Annotated in this window: 14 protein-coding genes; 9 read left to right on the forward strand and 5 right to left on the reverse strand. The window is 48.4% G+C overall.

Going from position 1 to position 14,080, the window contains the following annotated elements:
• Nucleotides 1-106: 106 nt before the first annotated feature.
• Nucleotides 107-682, reverse strand: coding sequence for a class I SAM-dependent methyltransferase (locus tag A3L14_RS02915; RefSeq protein WP_232473402.1), 576 nt, complete (start codon nucleotides 680-682; stop codon nucleotides 107-109).
• A gap of 333 nt (nucleotides 683-1,015) precedes the next feature.
• Here A3L14_RS02915 and A3L14_RS02920 point away from each other — a divergent pair, with 333 nt between their 5' ends.
• The 3 genes from A3L14_RS02920 to A3L14_RS02930 all read left to right on the forward strand — a co-directional run bounded on the left by A3L14_RS02920 (nucleotide 1,016) and on the right by A3L14_RS02930 (nucleotide 2,175).
• Nucleotides 1,016-1,465 (forward strand): hypothetical protein, encoded by a 450-nt coding sequence (locus A3L14_RS02920; protein ID WP_055430097.1) that lies wholly within the window; start codon nucleotides 1,016-1,018, stop codon nucleotides 1,463-1,465.
• Between the two features lie 112 nt (nucleotides 1,466-1,577).
• Nucleotides 1,578-1,823: a hypothetical protein gene (locus A3L14_RS02925; RefSeq protein ID WP_055430096.1), complete on the forward strand. Its 246-nt coding sequence runs from the start codon at nucleotides 1,578-1,580 to the stop codon at nucleotides 1,821-1,823.
• A complete protein-coding gene (locus A3L14_RS02930; RefSeq protein ID WP_055430095.1) occupies nucleotides 1,816-2,175 on the forward strand; it encodes a hypothetical protein in 360 nt (119 codons plus the stop codon). Before A3L14_RS02925 ends, A3L14_RS02930 begins: the two co-directional genes overlap by 8 nt.
• Nucleotides 2,176-2,190: 15 nt before the next feature.
• On the opposite strand, the gene leuS is transcribed toward A3L14_RS02930, so the two are convergent.
• Nucleotides 2,191-5,094 carry a leucine--tRNA ligase gene (leuS, locus tag A3L14_RS02935; protein ID WP_055430094.1) on the reverse strand — a complete coding sequence of 968 codons (2,904 nt, stop codon included), beginning with the start codon at nucleotides 5,092-5,094 and terminating at the stop codon, nucleotides 2,191-2,193.
• Between the two features lie 347 nt (nucleotides 5,095-5,441).
• Here leuS and A3L14_RS02940 point away from each other — a divergent pair, with 347 nt between their 5' ends.
• Nucleotides 5,442-7,814 (forward strand): DUF5711 family protein, encoded by a 2,373-nt coding sequence (locus A3L14_RS02940; protein ID WP_055430093.1) that lies wholly within the window; start codon nucleotides 5,442-5,444, stop codon nucleotides 7,812-7,814.
• Nucleotides 7,815-7,881: 67 nt separating this feature from the next.
• Here A3L14_RS02940 and A3L14_RS02945 read toward each other — a convergent pair whose 3' ends face one another.
• A complete protein-coding gene (locus A3L14_RS02945; protein WP_055430092.1) occupies nucleotides 7,882-8,955 on the reverse strand; it encodes a M24 family metallopeptidase in 1,074 nt (357 codons plus the stop codon).
• 127 nt (nucleotides 8,956-9,082) lie between these two features.
• Here A3L14_RS02945 and A3L14_RS02950 point away from each other — a divergent pair, with 127 nt between their 5' ends.
• From A3L14_RS02950 to A3L14_RS02960, 3 genes are all read left to right on the forward strand, one after another.
• Nucleotides 9,083-9,667 carry a 50S ribosomal protein L15e gene (locus A3L14_RS02950; RefSeq protein ID WP_055430091.1) on the forward strand — a complete coding sequence of 195 codons (585 nt, stop codon included), beginning with the start codon at nucleotides 9,083-9,085 and terminating at the stop codon, nucleotides 9,665-9,667.
• A gap of 210 nt (nucleotides 9,668-9,877) precedes the next feature.
• A complete protein-coding gene (locus A3L14_RS02955; RefSeq protein ID WP_055430090.1) occupies nucleotides 9,878-10,606 on the forward strand; it encodes a hypothetical protein in 729 nt (242 codons plus the stop codon).
• A 144-nt stretch (nucleotides 10,607-10,750) separates the two neighbouring features.
• Nucleotides 10,751-12,196 (forward strand): hypothetical protein, encoded by a 1,446-nt coding sequence (locus A3L14_RS02960; protein ID WP_055430089.1) that lies wholly within the window; start codon nucleotides 10,751-10,753, stop codon nucleotides 12,194-12,196.
• 67 nt (nucleotides 12,197-12,263) lie between these two features.
• On the opposite strand, the gene A3L14_RS02965 is transcribed toward A3L14_RS02960, so the two are convergent.
• Nucleotides 12,264-12,629, reverse strand: coding sequence for a type II toxin-antitoxin system VapC family toxin (locus tag A3L14_RS02965; RefSeq protein WP_088886106.1), 366 nt, complete (start codon nucleotides 12,627-12,629; stop codon nucleotides 12,264-12,266).
• A 1-nt stretch (nucleotide 12,630) separates the two neighbouring features.
• The gene (locus tag A3L14_RS02970; RefSeq protein ID WP_055430087.1) at nucleotides 12,631-12,861 is read right to left on the reverse strand and encodes an AbrB/MazE/SpoVT family DNA-binding domain-containing protein; all 231 of its coding nucleotides are present in this window, start codon (nucleotides 12,859-12,861) and stop codon (nucleotides 12,631-12,633) included.
• 104 nt (nucleotides 12,862-12,965) lie between these two features.
• On the opposite strand from A3L14_RS02970, the gene A3L14_RS02975 reads away from it, so the two are divergent.
• Together A3L14_RS02975 and A3L14_RS02980 are read left to right on the forward strand one after the other, a co-directional pair.
• Entirely contained in the window at nucleotides 12,966-13,421 is a 456-nt protein-coding gene (locus A3L14_RS02975; RefSeq protein ID WP_055430086.1) for an RNA-binding protein, read from the forward strand.
• Complete coding sequence (locus tag A3L14_RS02980) at nucleotides 13,418-14,080, forward strand: Ribonuclease P protein component 3 (protein ID WP_055430085.1); 663 nt, start codon at nucleotides 13,418-13,420, stop codon at nucleotides 14,078-14,080. The genes A3L14_RS02975 and A3L14_RS02980 overlap by 4 nt, the downstream gene beginning before the upstream one ends.

Raw genomic sequence — 14,080 nt, forward strand, 5'->3', positions numbered from 1 at the left:
ACGTATTCCCGCGGGATGTAGGCTAAGTAGTGCGGCAGGCCCGGCTCAAAGGTTCCGCTTTCGGTTATCTTTCCACCTGCCGTTTTCACCAGCTCTTTCAGCTTTTTCAGTGGAGATAGTGCAGGTCGTCCTTCTCGCCGAAGAGCGCCTCAAAGATATCCTCGCGCAGGTTGTAGAGCTCAAGATGTGCCCTTTGCCTCTCGTTGTTCGCTATGGGGAGACTCTCCGCTATGAAAACCATGTTTGCCACGCGGAGCATCTCGGAGAAGACCCTAACCATCGTTTCCTCATTTTTCAGGCTTCTAACTCCATGAACGAGAACGGCTAAATCGAAGGTCTTAAACGGAAAAGGCAGCTCCTTCGCGTCTACCTTAAGTGGGATTATCCGGTGCTTCATTCCGGTGGAGGATGCCACTTCCTCGAAGAAGCGCCACCTGCTCAGATCAACGGCAACAATGCGGCCGGTTTCTCCAACGGAATATGCTAAAGGAACAGTTGTTAGGGCATGTGCACCGCAACCTACCTCAAGCACGTTCATGCCCTCTCTAATCGGCGCAAACTGAAGGACGCGGAAGCGTTCGAGCATTTCCACATGCAACCAATCTGGTGGTAAAGGCGGCTCGTTTCGAAGCGGAATTCTTGAAAGGATTTCTCTCTTAAACCTTTCCTCTCCAGCAGGCATGGAAAACACCGAAAAATGTTAAAAACGTTCTCTTTAAGGCTTTTTTGGAGAAAAAGATTTATAAGATGTGATTGAATTAATGGCAGGGTTGAAATTCTTCTTATTGTGGCCTCTGACGCTGGTGAGTCATCATCTTAGTTACATATTGCATGATTGCGTCGTCATGCAACTCTTTTACTCGGGCTTCTTTTGACTCGTTCTAAGAGAAAAAATCATGGTTAGAATAAACTTATACTCGAAAAAAAGGAAGAAATCTTACTTATAGTAAAAGAAAAAATTTATAAGGAACAGTTGCATAGCAGACATTGCAGACAACCAATGGAGGTGAACCATGTGAAGTGGAAGCCGTTGTTCGCGGCCCTGTTGGGACTGCTGATGATCGGAATGACGGCAGGAAGTGCAAGCGCGGGGGATGTTTTCTCTTTGAAGTTCTCTCATAAAAGAGGGGAAGTCGTCTATGGTGGGTGGGAAGATTACTTCTATTGCTCTTGGAAATTCTTGTCTGGACAATCTTACGATGCATGGGGTGTTAGAATATATTATGTTCCCGGTAAGTATTTGACGATTTCAGATCATTGGGGCCGTGGAATTATAACACATCCCCAAACATACAAATGGTTTGTTGAAGAACGAATTGAAGCTGGGGATCACAGTCCATACGACTACTACTTTGGTTTGCCTGCTCCATGGCTTAAAGTTCGGTATAACTATGTTGGTGGAACTCACAGGGTTACGTATAACTGTGCTCTTGATTTGTTCGTTAAGAGGCTAGAAAATCTTTAATACTCCAATATACTTCAAAACAAAGACTGTTACAAGCTCATTTGACCTCTTTGTTCTTGGCCCCTCAGTTTCTTCGCCTGCGGTTCCTGTGTCAACACCTTCTAGGGACCATGTGGAAGAGTATGCCACTTTCACTTTCCCAGAGATAAGCTACCTCAAAAAGACCATTATGAAGACATTAATGCTTTCAAAGCATCGTCCAGATTTCATTATAGTGGAAACTAAAAATGTAGGTGACAAAGAATTACTTATCCTGACTGGATACAAGAGGCATAGAAATAACAAAATAGAGGTTATCTTTAAACAGTCAAAAGAGATAGCAGTAAAAAAAGGATATAAGGTGACGGGAGATGAATAGACACAGTGTTCTTCTAACTTTTTTGGGAGATTTGTTTATAATTATTTTTTTGGGAGCTGTTATCGGCGCTATTATTTATGCTGCGGGTAGTTGGTTCGAAATTCAGAATGAATACTGCGATGCAGTGTTCTCGTCGATTATTACGTTAATGGGCATGTCTGTGTTTAGGCGTGGAACATTATCTATCTTGGATCTGAAGTTGGCGTCTATTATCACGTATCCTATGGTTGCTATTATACCAATTATGTTCATCTTGGGACACTGGATAGCTGGTGGCATTGTTGTTGGATTTTTAGGAGGTTACTTGGAAACCCAAAGAAAGATTTCAAATGGACAAATGCCTGTAAAATAAATTAAAGAAGAATCCTCACTCCACAAACACCGCCGGCTTCAGCGGCATCGCGGCCTTCCTCTTTCCTCCCTTGTCTTCCTCTGGGTTGATGATTATCTCGATGCCAAGTTCTTTCTCTATGAACTCCTTCGCCTCTCTCAGGGCCTTCTCCTCGTTGATGCGCTTGACGTCGAAGGCTCTCTCCTTAATAAGTCTCTGTATCAGCCTGCTGATCTCCTTACCGTGCTTCCTCATCTCTGGGTCTTTCATGAGCTCTGCCATGGCTGACTTGAAGTCCCTCTTCTCCGCGACCACTTCTACAACGCGCCACTTCCACTCCGGGGCGGTGTAAATGTAGGCCCTCCTGGCATCCTCTATCTTCGCTACCCTGATAATCTCCTTGATGTCCTCGATGAGGGCCTTTACGAACTCCTCCTCGGCCTCGACCGTCTCGTTCCACCACTCCGGAACCGGCTCTGGCCAGGGGGCGAGACTGACGAAGCCCTCTCCGCCGAGCTTCTCCCAGAGCTCCTCGCTGATGTGCGGTGTGAACGGGGCCATGAGCCTGACCCATACATCCGCCAGCGTTCTCAGGACGTAGCGCTTGGCCTCGTCGTCCCTGCCCTCGGTTCTCCTCATGTACCAGCGCAGGTCATTGAGGACGCTGTAAAACGCCCACTGCACGGCCGTCCTCGTCCTGAACTCCTCCAGGGCCTTGGTGGCTCCCTCGATGGCCCTGTTCAGCCTGTGGAGCATCCACCTGTCTATGTCCTTGAGTTCGACATCCTCCTTTGTCTCATAGCCCGCGAACTCGCTCACCAGCTCGTAGAACCTCTCGACCTGCTTCCTGAGCTTGCCGACCTCCTTCCTGCGCCAGTCGAAGTCGCTGTCGTGCTCGGCCAAACCCATTATGTAGAGCCTCACCACATCGGCACCGTTCTCCTCGATGGCATCTATGAAGTTCAGCACGTTGCCCTTGCTCTTGCTCATCTTCGTTCCTTCGAGCGTTCCGAAGCCGTTGACGGCGATGCCCCTTGGCCAGTGCTCCTTTCTGAATATGGCCGTGTGGTTGAAGATGAAGAACGTCAGGTGGTTCGGGATGAGGTCTTTGGCAGAGCAGCGCCAGTCGAGCGGGTACCAGTACTCGAACTCCTCCTTCATCTCGTGGATAACCTCGGCTGGAATTCCGGTCTTCTCGGCCAGCTCCCTCTCCTTCTCTTCGCTGAACTCCTCCAGGAACAGGTAGTCGAAGAACTCCCTGTCAATCTTCTCCGGGTCGAGTTTACCCTCTTCCCGTAGCCTGTTCATGTGCCTGCTTATGGTGTAGTAGGCCATGTAGATAGTCGAGTCGCTCAGGCTCTCGATGACCCAGTCCGGGTCCCACGGGAGCGGGGTTCCCAATCCAACTTTCCTCGCGCAGGCCTTCTTGTCGAGCCAGTCTATCACCGCCTCGAACTGGGCCCTTCTGCTCTCGGGGTATATTGTCATCTCCGCCAGAGCTTCCCTGGCCCTCTCCTTCCACTCGGGATTTCCGTAGTCTATGAACCACTGGTCGTGGATTATCTTGATGACCGCCTGGTTGCCGAAGCGCGAGATGACCGGCTTCTCGGCGAACTCGTACATTATCTCGGCGATGCCTTTCTCCTGGAGCTCCTTCGCTATCAGGTCCTTCGCCTCCTGGACGGACTTGCCGGCGTAGGGCTCTATCTTGAAGACTCCCTTGTGATATTCGGCCTTGTAGATGTTCTTGGTGGCCTCTTCAAGCTTCTCAACGTCCTTCTGGCTCTTCACGCCGAGCCTCTCTGCCTCTTCCACAGCTGGAAAGTCGCCGTAGCCCTCAAGCTTTATCAGAGAGATGTAGCTTATCTCCTCGACCACGCGCGGGTCGATGTCGTACTTCAGCAGAATCTCGGTCTCCTTCTTAAGATCTTCGAGGGCGACGTGGTCGAAGGGGGCATGGGCCGGAACGCTCATGACAACTCCGGTCGCGTTGTCTGGGTCAACGAACTCAGCCGGCAGGATTATGACCTCGTCGCCGGTGACGGGGTTCTTCACGTATTTTCCGATCAGCCTCTCACCCCTGAACTCCTCGATGACCTCTATCTCCCTGTCCTGGAAGGAGAGCTTGTACGCTGCTTCCCTGCTGATTATCCACGTCTCGACCTTCTCGCCGCGCTTGACTCTGGCCTTCACGTAGGTTGCCCCGGGGTTCAGCCACATGTTGGTGACGCCGTATACTGTTTCAGGCCTCAGCGTCGCGGCAGGCATGTAGACTTCCTCACCATTCTCCTCCAGGATGAACTTGATGATGATGTAATCGAGTATTTGGACATCTTCCCCCTCCATTATGTCGTGGTCTCCCAGGGGAGTTCCAACGACCGGGTCCCACCTCACGCGGTGCGCTCCCTTGACGACCAGTCCCTTGTCCTTGAGCGTCCAGAACTGCCACTCTATGAACTTGCTGAAGGGCGGGAAGAGGCTCGTCGTGTGGAACTCGCGCGTCCAGTCAACGGAGAAGCCTGCCCTGATGAAGGTCTCCTTCGCGGCCTTCATGAAGTACTTGACTATCTCCTTAGGGTCTTCAAACTTCCAGAGAACATCCTCAGGCACCTTGTAGACGTCACGGTAGATGTGTATCGTCTTGGGGTCGCGCTGCTTTATCCTCTCGGCGATTCCGACTATCGGCGCTCCTGTGATGTGCCACGCCATGGGGAACAGCACGTTGTAGCCCTGCATGCGCTTGAATCGCGCTATGACGTCTGGGATCGTATAGGTCCTTGCGTGGCCGACGTGAAGGTGCCCCGAGAGGTACGGGAAGGCGACCGTGATGTAGAACTTCTTCTCCTTGGGCTTCTCATTCGCCTTCGGCTCGAAGGCCTTCTCCTCCAGCCAGCGCTTCTGCCACTTCTCCTCAATGGCCTTAAAGTTAAGCTCAGCCATGGCGATACCTCCTCAGAATTTTTTCAAAAGAGCGTGAGCGATACTCCAGAATAGGGGGGTTATCCGGGAAATCAGGCACGGTTGCGATTCCAGCGATGGAGAAGACACTCCCCCCTCATTGGCATCGCACCGAATAACGGTTTTGAGTATTTAAGGTTTTGGGTGCTAAGTGGATTGTCTACAAGACAATGATCGGGCCTTTTAACAATGTTACATCCTTGAGAAATTGTCATTCCCTTTAAAGAACGTAGTGTACTTATTTATTGATGCAATTTAAACAAAATCTTCTTATATGCTAAAAAGATATCTTGTCATCGCGATGTAATTAATCTGCGGGAGGGATCAATGTGAGGAAAATACTTGGTTGGATCTTTGTCGTACTATTGCTGGTAACGTTAGTACCGACTGAGGTGAAAGCCCAGGTGGTAGAAAAAGAACCTCTGTGGAGCCATAACGTTGATGGTTTCTTTACAGCAGTTTCTACTTCGGCAGATGGGAGCTACATTGTGGCAGGTTCCGCTTCACCAGATAACAAGATTTACTTCTTTAACATGGCCGGTGAGTTGTTGTGGAGTTACAATGTGGGTGACTGGGTATACGATGTTTCTGTCTCTTCAGACGGTTCTTACATTGTAGTGGGGTCTGGAGATAAGGTTTACTTTTTCAACAAAAATGGAGAACTATTATGGGATTATGAGACTAAGGGCTTTGTTTGGAGTGTTTCTATGTCCCGTGATGGATCCTATATTGTCGTGGGCTCCGGTTGGAAAAGTGGGGCAGAAAGTTATTATGGCAAAGTTTACTTTTTCAATCGGAATGGAGAACTGTTATGGAGTCACGAAACTCGTAGTGAAGCGTACAGTGTTTCCCTATCGGCGAATGGGAATTACGTTGTAGTCGGCTCTTGGGATGATGTTTACTTCTTTAACCAGCAAGGTGAATTGCTGTGGAAGTACAAAACCAATGACAGGGTTTACAGTGTCTCCGTTTCAGCAAATGGTTCTTATGTTGCAGTGGGTCTCGAGTTCAGTAATGAAATTTACTTCTTTAACAGCGATGGGAAGTTATTGTGGAGTTACAAGGGAGAGAAGGTTCACAGTATAAAATATTCACTTCATAACGGGCTTTCAATGTCTTCTGATGGAAGATATATAGCAGTGATATTCCCGTTAGATAGCAAGGTTTATCTTTTTGACCGGCAGGGTAAGTTATTATGGAGTTACGATGCCAGAGACTATATTTGGAGTGTTTATATCTCCGTAGACGAGAACTATGTAGCAATATCCTCTGACAAGGTGTATTTATTTAGTGAGAATGGTACCTTGCTGTGGGATACCAACACATCACCCCGGGGGTGGGTGGAAGGTGTTGTTCTTTCAGCGAACGGAAACTACACTGCAGTATGGGCATTCCTGAGGATTTACCTCATTAACAAGGATGGAGAACTGTTGTGGGATTACAAGATTGGCAACTATGTCTATAGCGCCTCTATTTCAAAGAACGGCTCTTACGTTGCAGTTGGCTCGGCGGATAACAAGATTTACTTCTTCAATCGGCAAGGTGAATTGCTGTGGAATTACGAGACCAGTAGTCGAGTATATAGCGTTTCTATTTCAGCAAACGGTTCCTACATTGCGGCAGGCTCAAAGGGCAATGTTTATTTTCTCAATAGCAGGGGAGAGTTATTGTGGAGCTATGAAACTGGAGGTCGGGTTAGGAGTGTCTCCATCTCCTCAGACGGACGTTATGTCATAGCGGGCTCAGATAATGGCAGAGTTTACTTCTTCAATCGAGATGGAGAGTTGTTGTGGAGTTACAAAGCCAATGGTCATATTTCGAGTGTTTCAATATCCGCCAACGGCTCGTATATTGGAGTGGGCTCTTATGATCACTGGATCTACTTTTTCAACAGGGATGGAGAGCTATTGTGGAAATACCCAACTGGTTATCCCATCCTCAGCGTTTCTATATCTCCGGACGGAAATTACACTGCAGCAGGTTCGTATAGTAATAGAGTTTACTTCCTCAACAAGACTGGAGAATTATTATGGAGTTACAAAACCGGCGGGGGAGTTTACAGTGTTTCTATTTCCATGGATGGTTCTTACATTGTGGCAGGCTCCGGGGACAACAAAGTATATCTCTTTAACAGGGAGGGAGAGTTACTGTGGAGTTATGATACCGGCGATGGTGTCTACAGTGTTTCCATGTCTGAAGACGGGAATTATGTTGCAGTAGGATCCTACTCAATGGTTTACTTCTTCTCCAGATCGCCATTAGTGTGGGATTATTCACCGCCGCTTCAAGTTTATGCCGGTGGGGAGATTTCAATTCCAATAAAAATCCAGTACAACTTTTCCGCGAATTCAAAAGTGCTTGTTAAGATACTACGATCCTTTGAAGTCTGGAGTACAGAAGAGGTCGTAAATGCAGGGCCTGGAGGGTTATCACTTATCGCTAAATTCACTGCTCCAGTAGATGCCGGGCAGTACACCTACAAGGTCCAAGTTTTTTACTTGGATAATGGCAAGTGGATTAAAGGAGACGAGAAGACTTTCACATTAAATGTTAAAAAACCGCCGGAAACCCGAACTACTACAACAAGCACAACAGGTATCACTGAGACCCAGACAACAAGCACCACAGGTAGCGGCATCTGTGGACCAGCTTTCATGCTCTTTTTTATCATGGTTCCACTTGTGAGAAGAAGAGAGAGATAATGGTAATGTGGTTGCATTTCTTTTTTATTCTTCATTATCCCCACTGCGCCGTGTGGCAGTTGCAATCCTACCCAATCGTGATCAGCTCCCTCTCCGCCCTCGTCAGCCTCTTTCCTTTTCCATCGTGGACAACAACGTCGTCCTCTATGCGAACCCCTCCGAGGCCGGGGACGTAGATTCCTGGCTCTATGGTGAAGACCATGCCGTTTTCGAGGATCACGTTTCCGTCCGGGCCGATGTACGGCTCCTCATGGACGTCCAGGCCAAGACCGTGTCCCGTCCGGTGGGTGAAGTACTCGCCGTAGCCGGCATTCTCTATGACCTCTCTTGCCGCTCTGTCCACCGCTTTAGCCTCAACTCCCTCACGGACAGCTCTGTAAGCTCTCTCCTGTGCCCCCTTGACGACCTCGTAAATCTCCACGAGCTTCTCGTTCGGCCTGCCGAGGGCTATTGTCCTTGTGATGTCCGAGCAGTAGCCCTTCCATCTCGCACCGTAGTCGAGTATCACCATGTCCCCCTTTCTGAGCCTTCTCTCACCGGGCTCATGGTGGGGATTGGCCGCGTTCTCTCCACTCGCTACTATCGGTGGGAACGATATTCCATCGCTGAGCTCTCTCAATGCCAGCTCTATCTTAAGGGCAAGCTCCCGCTCGCGCATTCCCACTAGATCCCAGCTCAGGATCTCATCAAAGACTCTGTCGGCGGCCTTGGCGGCGTGTCCCATCATCTCTATCTCGTGCTTATCCTTCCTCATGCGGAGCTCCCTCACGAGCGAGCTCAAGGGATAGAACTCGAAGGGACCGAGCTTCATGACGTTCATCAGCCAGTCGGCGCGCATCGTGTCCTCTATCAGAAGTCTGCCGTCTGATAGATGAAGCTCCGCTAAAATCCAGGCGAGCTTGTCGTAGGGGTTCTCCCCGTCGCGCCAGAACGTAACCGGGAAGTCCCTGACAACGTTTTCGTAGAGGCTCGGCGCTAGGAGCCTGTAATCGCCGTCGGCGCTTACGACCAAAACCGTGAGCCTCTCGCCTGCCTCGTGTATACTCAGCCCCGTGAGGTAGTAGAGGTTCGTCCCGGGGCTTATTAGAGCACCGTCGAAGTTTTTCTCATTCATGAGGGATACGAGTCTTTGAAGGCGCATTGGGTTCACCACGTTAACTACTCCGCAAGGCTTAAAAACTCAACCTCGAACCTCGACCGACTGGGCGGGCCAGGCCCGCGGGATGTTCCCGTAAGGGAGAACCACAAACACGGAAGGAGGGAGCAAGATGGGAATGTACAAGTACATTAGGGAAGCCTGGAAGAGCCCCAAGAAGAGCTACGTCGGGGAGCTTCTCAAGGTCAGGATGATAAAGTGGAGGAGAGAACCGGTCGTCGTTAGGATTGAGAGGCCGACCAGGCTTGACAGGGCAAGGAGCCTCGGCTATCAGGCCAAGCAGGGCTACGTGATGGTTAGAGTCAGAGTCAGGAAGGGCGGAAGGAAGAGGCCCAGGTGGAAGGGCGGAAGGAAGCCGAGCAAGATGGGTCAGGTCAAGTACAGCCCGAAGAAGAGCCTCCAGTGGATAGCCGAGGAGAAGGCGGCCAGAAAGTTCCCCAACCTTGAGGTCCTCAACAGCTACTGGGTCGGCGAGGACGGAATGTACAGGTGGTTTGAGGTCATAATGGTCGACCCGCACCACCCGGTCATAAAGAGCGACCCGAAGATCGCCTGGATAGCAGGCAAGGCCCACAAGGGCAGGGTCTTCCGCGGACTCACTTCAGCAGGCAGGAAGAGCAGGGGACTTAGGAACAAGGGCAAAGGAGCTGAAAAGGTCAGGCCCAGCATAAGGGCCAACAAGGGCAAGGGCAAGTGAAGTTTTCTCCCCGTCCTCTTTCTGTTATTGTCTGATCTTTGATTGCGAATTAATGTGTTAGGCATCTTTGAGATGTGTATTATTTGTGGGATTTTATACGGTCAAACTAAACCAGAATAACAAGATAAAATTCCATTAATACCAATAATAGTGTAAAAAGTCAAAAAGTTTAAATAGTTACAATTAAGAACTATAGATTGAAGTGATATAATGGCAACATATGGATTGTGGTATTTTAAAGCACAAAATGGGAGTTATGGAACATTTCCCTCTGCAGGGACACCCTCTCAGTTGGAAGACAGAGGCTTCACCTATGCAGTAGCATTACACTCTTCTGCAAAAGATGAAAATGGAAACTTGCTCTATGGTAATATTCCGTTTAGTGGGTATTCTTACAATGATGGATATCAAGATGGGGCATCTCTTGGAAGATGGGTAGATTCAATATTGAGGGGAATTGATTACCTAGTTGTGATTCCAGTTCTTATTGACGAGAGCAAGACCCGGGGAGTTAGAGGAATCCAATATTGGAAAGGATGGGTTGATGGAGTATACAATAACACGAGTGGCTACCAAGTGGGTTTCTATTGGTATCTTGAATATCCTTGGCAGGTTAGTGATGGGATTGTTTATGAAGAAGATATTCAAGAAATCTCCGATTATATTAAAAACAAATGGCAACAATTCATTTGGATACCATATGTTCACGATAAACTGAATCTTGATAACACTAACATAAAATTATTGGCAAACTACTTTACATTTGTTTTTGTTCAGCCTCATTATTATCAGAGATGGAGAGATTACTATACTGGAGATTTAGAAGGATCTCCAGAGGAATATCCATATCTGGATCCGACTAGGGGTATTGATGCACTAGTTGAGATCCTGAGATGGATATGGGATATCCCTAAATGGATATATAGAAATGGAAGTTGATGGGACTATCAACCTATATCCAGAATTGATACATAAAGCATGTGATTACGTCGAAGCTCAAAAAAGAGCCACTGGATTTATATGGTCTCAAAGAGCATACTACTACAATGCTAATATAAACAATATTGATGGAGTGAGAAATCAATGTCCAGAGTGGTAGGTTCTAAAAAGTTACCGGTTTTGTTTCTATTATTTTTGCTCATCGGGTCTATCCCGGTATGGGGTAAGGGCGATGATCTGAAAATCCTGGATGCCTACTCTGCTGAGGGAAAGATTGCTTTTCTGGTCTTTAATGAGACCTCTGAGGAGCTCTACAGTGTAGTCTACAATGGCCACTCCTTCGAAGCCGAACGGCTTAACCTTACCTTAAGTCGTTATCAAGTGCGGCACTGGAACGGTGAATACTGGCTCCTTCAGAAAGGAGAGAGGGGGACTGTTGAGCTTTATACGTATCACAAAGGCAAGCTCAGGCTTATTGAAACTTTTACTGGAGGGAGTCTGTGCACCGACAATGATTTGGATGTTAAGTGGAATGGCGGGGAGTACTTCCTGACGTTTATAATGCAGGATTCCAACGACGACCTTAACACCGGGGAATGTAATTTTATCTTTAAGTACTACCTTCTGAAGGACGAAAATCTAATCCCCTTGAACGTCTCCGGACCGGCGATGTGGATTCCAGCACTCAACGCCTGGCTCGTTGGAGGGCCTCTTGTATACTTGGTCGATGAAAGCGGGAAGCTACTCGACGAGTACAACTTCAGCAAAACGGGCATATATTCCGCGGGCTTAGTAATTAATGGCAATGAAACCTTGGTTACAGTATCTGCAGATACGGGGTGGGTTCGGATATTTGCCATCAGGGACTCTTCATTGGTTTTAATCTACAATAAGAGATTTGGAGAAAGAGAACTGGGGGAAGGGCCGTATCCCCCTAAGGTGTGGGTCGGAAAACCGGTACTTTTTGACAGAGATACGCGTAATGATTCAATTTCTATTGTCTGGTTATATAACGGCACCGATTTCATTAAGATACATACGTTTGAAGGCTACGCAACGCTTTATCCGGTAACGGCCTTCAATAGGAGTTATATCCTTTCAGGAACTCCTGCTAACAGGGGAACCCACATCTTGCTCAATCTATTTGAACTCAGGGATTTTTCACTCGTCCACCTCAGTTCCCTGAAAGTTAGAAACGGCTACATTAAAGTGGTCAATACAGGGGAGCTAAAGGGATTCCCAGCGCTAAAGGTTGAGTCCGGAAGCATGCTTGTGGTCTCTGGAGAAAATTCAGTCTTTCTTTTTAACTCCACTGACATGTTTGACCTCACATCAGGAGAGGGCATTGACCTTCCAAATGCTCTTAAAAATCATGAGTACAAGCTATCATTTTGCTGTGGAGGAGTGGTGGTATTTAATGAAAACAGGGCATATTTCTTTGAAAATGGCAAATTCAGTGACATAACCCCTGAAATGCTTTCAGCGTTATCCAGAAATTCGGAGAGTAATGGGTTTTCAACACCCTTTACTCTGATTACTCTTGCTGTTATAATAATTGTCTTGTTAGTTTCCCTGAGAAAAAGAAGATAACGCTGCATTTATTCAAGTGCAAAGGTTATGTGAATGTCCTCCTAGGAGTCCTTATCGGGATTTGCCATTATTCCGGACTTTCGAGCTTTATCCTTTTGATTCCTACCTCCTCAAAGGCTTTGTCTGAGCTTATTATTGTCCCCCCACATTTTGCCGCGTGAACGGCATCGAAGGGATTGAGTCTGTGCTCCTTCATGTAGTATGCCGCCCGGAGGTAGTCCTCTTTTTCTTCCCCTATTACCGCCATGACCGCTGCCAAAAGTCTAACAGGGTCAAGGTTGAACTTCTTTGAGAGTATCAGTAGCTCAAGAAACGTTGCTTCTGAAGTTGTTATCTCGTCCATGTATCTTTCGTAGATTTTTCTGGCGTTTTCCTTAAGCCAGTCGGAGGGCTTTAAAAGGGCTAGAAAAAAGTCGGTGTCAGCGTAGACCATTTCACTCACCTGCGAGCTTTTCGGCCTCTTTTAGGATTTCCACCTTGATTTCCTCAATCGGGATGTCCGGAAGGTTTTTTCCAAGCTCTTCAAGCTCCTTTAAGGGGTCTTCTGGCTTGGGAACTATGAGTATGCCATCATCCACCCTGACGAGGTAAACCTCTTTTGGGAGATTCTTCCTCAGCTCCTTGGGAAGGTACAGTCTTCCCTTTGGGTCCACTTTTGCCAGCATATTCCCACCATAGTTAGTTTAATGGGATTTTATTTAAGTTTTTCCCAAACGGTAGTTGCGGTTACCTTTTAAAGCACCGGCTCCAATTCTCTCCGGTGAGAGCAATGGGGAAGATACGGGCGCATCACATCAGGATTACCACTTTCATCCAGGCAACGGAAGACGAGGACAAGGTTCTCGAGGCGATAGCCACATTCATCCCCGAGGAGATAGACGACGAGGACATAATCTTTGACATAGACGAGACCACGGGGTTCTTCGGCAACCCCATCAAGGTCGTCAACGTCGAAATCAAGCGGAGCAGGGCGGTTAGAAAGTTCCTCGACCACTTCAAGGAACTGCTGAGCGAGGAGGACAAACGCTACATCATCGACAACCTCGACGAGAAGGTCGATGAGGAGGGAACCCTATACGTCCGCTTCAACAAGCAGAAGGCTTACCTCGGCGAGCCGGAGATAGATGAGGGCGGCGACACTATTCAGGTCAAGATAAAGGTCAAGGCCTTCCCGATGAGAAAGGAAGCGGTCGTCAAAGCCGTCAGGGAGTGGCTTGAGGAATGAGCGAGGAGGTCTCTTTTTCCCGCGACTACTTCATCGAGATGGATGTTAGGAGCGGGGACGCCTACGATTTGGCCAAAGAGTGGTTCGACGAGGTCGTGTTCACAAAAAAGCTCGTCCTCGAAAGTTCTCCCGACTGGAGCGGGCTGAAGGAGGAGATTAAATTCCTCCGGGAGACCTGCGGTAAGGTTGCCCTCCTGATAGTCACCAAAAAGCCGAGCCTCATCCGGGAAGTCAAGAACCGCAATCCGAAGGCGTTAATCTACGTCCAGGGAGGAGACATGAGGGTGAACCGCTTCGCCCTTGAGGCGGGTGTCGATGCCCTTATAAGCCCCTGGCTGGGGAGGAAGGATCCGGGCTTTGACCACATCTTGGCGAGGATAGCGGCCAGAAAGAACGTTGCGATAGGGTTCTCTCTGGCACCGCTCCTCAGGGCGAACTCCTATGAGAGGGTTCAAATCCTGCGCTTCATGGCCAAGACTTGGCAACTTGTTGACAAGTACTCGGTTCCGAGGTTTATCACAAGTTCGGCCGAAACGCGGTGGGAGGTTCGCTCTCCGAGGGATTTGATGAGCCTCGGGATAAACCTGGGAATGGAGATCCCTCAGGCGAGGGCGAGCCTGAACTTCTACCCGAAAAGGATTCTGTCAAAGTTAAAGTGA

Origin of the sequence: Thermococcus thioreducens (assembly GCF_002214545.1) — an archaeon.
In the GTDB taxonomy this organism is placed as follows: Archaea; Methanobacteriota_B; Thermococci; order Thermococcales; family Thermococcaceae; genus Thermococcus; species Thermococcus thioreducens.